Origin of the sequence: Methylophilus sp. (assembly GCF_035460085.1) — a bacterium.
Lineage (GTDB): Bacteria > Pseudomonadota > Gammaproteobacteria > Burkholderiales > Methylophilaceae > Methylophilus.
This window is the reverse complement of record NZ_DATHWZ010000104.1, coordinates 1-2,621: the sequence shown is the minus strand read 5'-3', so window position 1 is coordinate 2,621 and position 2,621 is coordinate 1. Positions and strand designations below refer to the sequence as shown.

Annotated in this window: 4 protein-coding genes; 3 read left to right on the top strand and 1 reads right to left on the bottom strand. The window is 50.7% G+C overall.

Annotation, left to right across the window (positions count from 1 at the left end):
* The coding region (locus VK958_RS13505) for a methylated-DNA--[protein]-cysteine S-methyltransferase (RefSeq protein ID WP_325242206.1) at positions 1-192 on the top strand (192 nt) is incomplete at its 5' end.
* 9 nt (positions 193-201) lie between these two features.
* On the top strand, positions 202-1,116 hold the full coding sequence (gene xerD / locus VK958_RS13500; protein WP_325242204.1) for a site-specific tyrosine recombinase XerD: 915 nt from the start codon (positions 202-204) through the stop codon (positions 1,114-1,116).
* 892 nt (positions 1,117-2,008) lie between these two features.
* On the opposite strand, the gene folB is transcribed toward xerD, so the two are convergent.
* Complete coding sequence (gene folB, locus VK958_RS13495; RefSeq protein ID WP_325242203.1) at positions 2,009-2,359, bottom strand: dihydroneopterin aldolase; 351 nt, start codon at positions 2,357-2,359, stop codon at positions 2,009-2,011.
* 115 nt (positions 2,360-2,474) lie between these two features.
* On the opposite strand from folB, the gene VK958_RS13490 reads away from it, so the two are divergent.
* Positions 2,475-2,621 (top strand): glycerol-3-phosphate acyltransferase (locus VK958_RS13490; RefSeq protein ID WP_325242208.1); only part of this gene is annotated, 147 nt, incomplete at its 3' end.

Genomic DNA, 2,621 nt, shown 5'->3' with positions numbered 1-2,621 from the left:
GGGCAACTGGCTGCCGCTATCCAGTCTGGCCCGCGTGCCGTCGCCAACGCCTGTGGTGCCAATCCCTTGCCTTTGTTTAACCCTTGTCACCGTATCGTCGCCAGCAATGGCCTAGGCGGGTTTATGCAAGGTGTAGAAGGTAGTTTGGAGATTAAGCGCTGGTTATTGGCACACGAGCAACGGGCCAGATAAATACCCGCCATGCGTCAAAACAAAAAGCCTACATCAGGCACCATATTTCCTGAGATCGATAGTTTTATCGATCAGCTCTGGCTTGAAGACGGGCTCTCACCGAACACGCTTTCCAGCTACCGCAATGACCTCAAAGGCTTTGCCGAATGGGCCAGCAAGCATGCGCTAACACTATGGGACGTGCAATCTCAGCATGTGCAGGAATATCTCGCGCATCGTTTCCCGTTGGTAAAAGTCAGGAGTATCAATCGCTTGATTGCAACCCTGCGGCGCTTTTATCGCTATGCCCTGCTGTCGAACCTCATCAAGCAAGACCCGACGCTGCATATCGAAGCGCCGAAAATGCCCAAGCAATTACCTAAAACCATGAGCGAGTCGCAGGTAGAAGATTTACTGCATGCGCCAAATGTGGATACACCACTTGGAATTCGCGACCGTGCCATGCTGGAATTGTTGTATGCGAGCGGCTTGCGTGTTTCTGAACTGGTGAATATCACGATTGCGGAAGTCAGCACACAAGATGGCGTGGTGCGCGTGACCGGGAAAGGCAGCAAAACAAGGCTGGTGCCTATGGGGCAGGAAGCCGCTGAATGGATAGACCGTTACTTAGCCCAGGCCAGAGCGGAGATATTAAAAGGTAGTTTGAGTAATGCGGTGTTTGTCACTAATCGTGGTGATGCGATGACGCGGCATGCTTTCTGGCACCTGATTCAAAGATATGCGTTGCAGGCGGGCATTTCACAGCATATCAGTCCGCATGTGTTGCGCCATGCGTTTGCCACGCATTTGCTCAATCATGGCGCCGATTTGCGGGTGGTGCAGATGTTGTTAGGGCATGCGGATATTTCGACGACGCAGATTTATACGCATGTGGCGAGGGAGAGGTTACAGCAATTGCATAAGATGCATCATCCGCGGGGGTAGATGTTGTGATAGACATTGCTGCGTACGGTGTAAATGTGTTTTGCACAGCATGCTGTGCGCCTGCAAAACTGCGGCTTTAGCGAAAGCAGATGCTCCTTGCAACACGTCGTCATTCCGGCGGAGGCCTGGAATCCAGGCTAGGTTCATGTTTAGCTTGGTAACAATAGAAGAACTATAGCTACACTCGCTGGAAGTATTACTAGGTATTTCTTCGGGTGCTTAACTGTCTCTTTTCGCCTCTAGGCGAGTTACTTTTCTTTGCTTGCCCAAAGAATAAGTAACCAAAAGAAAAGGCACCCTAGCTTCCGCTTATTTCCTGTGTTGCTCATCAACGTGGGCGTCCAACGAAACTCGCCCTAGCGGCTTGCAAACTACGCAAGCCACCGCGGAACTCGAACAGACGCTGGCCGACAACTCCCCCGCTGACTGCGCTACTCGGCGCGTCAGATAGGGGCCGAGAAAAAGCACACGCTTGCCACTTGGATGACTCTCTTCGCTGCATCCCGCTCAATCATCGTGGAAAAACAAAACACTCAGCAGAGTAGTTTGGTGTGGTTTAGTCTTAAAACTTAAACAACTTAATTAGCGCCCTCAATGAAGTATGCTCAACCAATGTTTCATCGTGGTGGTTTTCACGGGCTCCTATCAGACGCGCCGAGTAGCGCAGGCAAAATAAGGAGGAAGGGAGCGTTTGTTTGAGTCCCGCAGCAGCTCACGATGTGGGTGAGCTGCCAGGTCGAGTTTCGCAACCGCTTGTTTTGACGAGCAACGCAGGGAAAAAGCGGAAGCTAGGGTGCCCTTTCTTTTGGTTACTATTCTTTGGGCAAGCAAAGAATAGTAACTCGCCTAGGGGCGAAAAAGAGCATTGCCTAAGTTCTTACCAGTAGCTACTCTAAGCTTCCCTGTAAATCAAAATCCCCAACGCCTTCAACCCCGGCAATATCCCGGGCTTGCTCACTTTCAGCTTCACATTCTGCGCTTTAAATTCCTGCAAAATCAGCTGACAAACATGCTCCCCCAGCGCTTCCACCAATTTAAAACTACGCTCTGCCAAAGTCTCTCGGATACGTCCGACCACCTGCCCATAATCAATCGTATCTTCAATCGCATCACTCAGGCAGGCCTGGCTAAAATCATAGCCAATTTCAATATCCAGGATAATGGTTTGCGGCACGGCGCGCTCCCAATCCGGTACGCCGAGTTTGGTTTGTACTTTGACTTGTTCGAGAAAAATCGTGTCCATCGCTATGCGTCCTTTGTTATTTCCGCGCGGGCCGGAATCCAGTATGATTCGGCATCATACAACATCACGCACTGGCTGACATACCGCCTGCTGCGCATCTCTTGAGAGTTTGAATATGAGCGAATTTGGTTTTGGGTTTGAACTGGAAGCAATCATTTGGGTGGTGGCCGCCTACTTAATCGGTTCGATTGCATTCGGTATTATTGTCAGCAAGTTATATCGTTTGCCGGACCCGCGTTCGGTAGGCAGCGGCAATATCGGT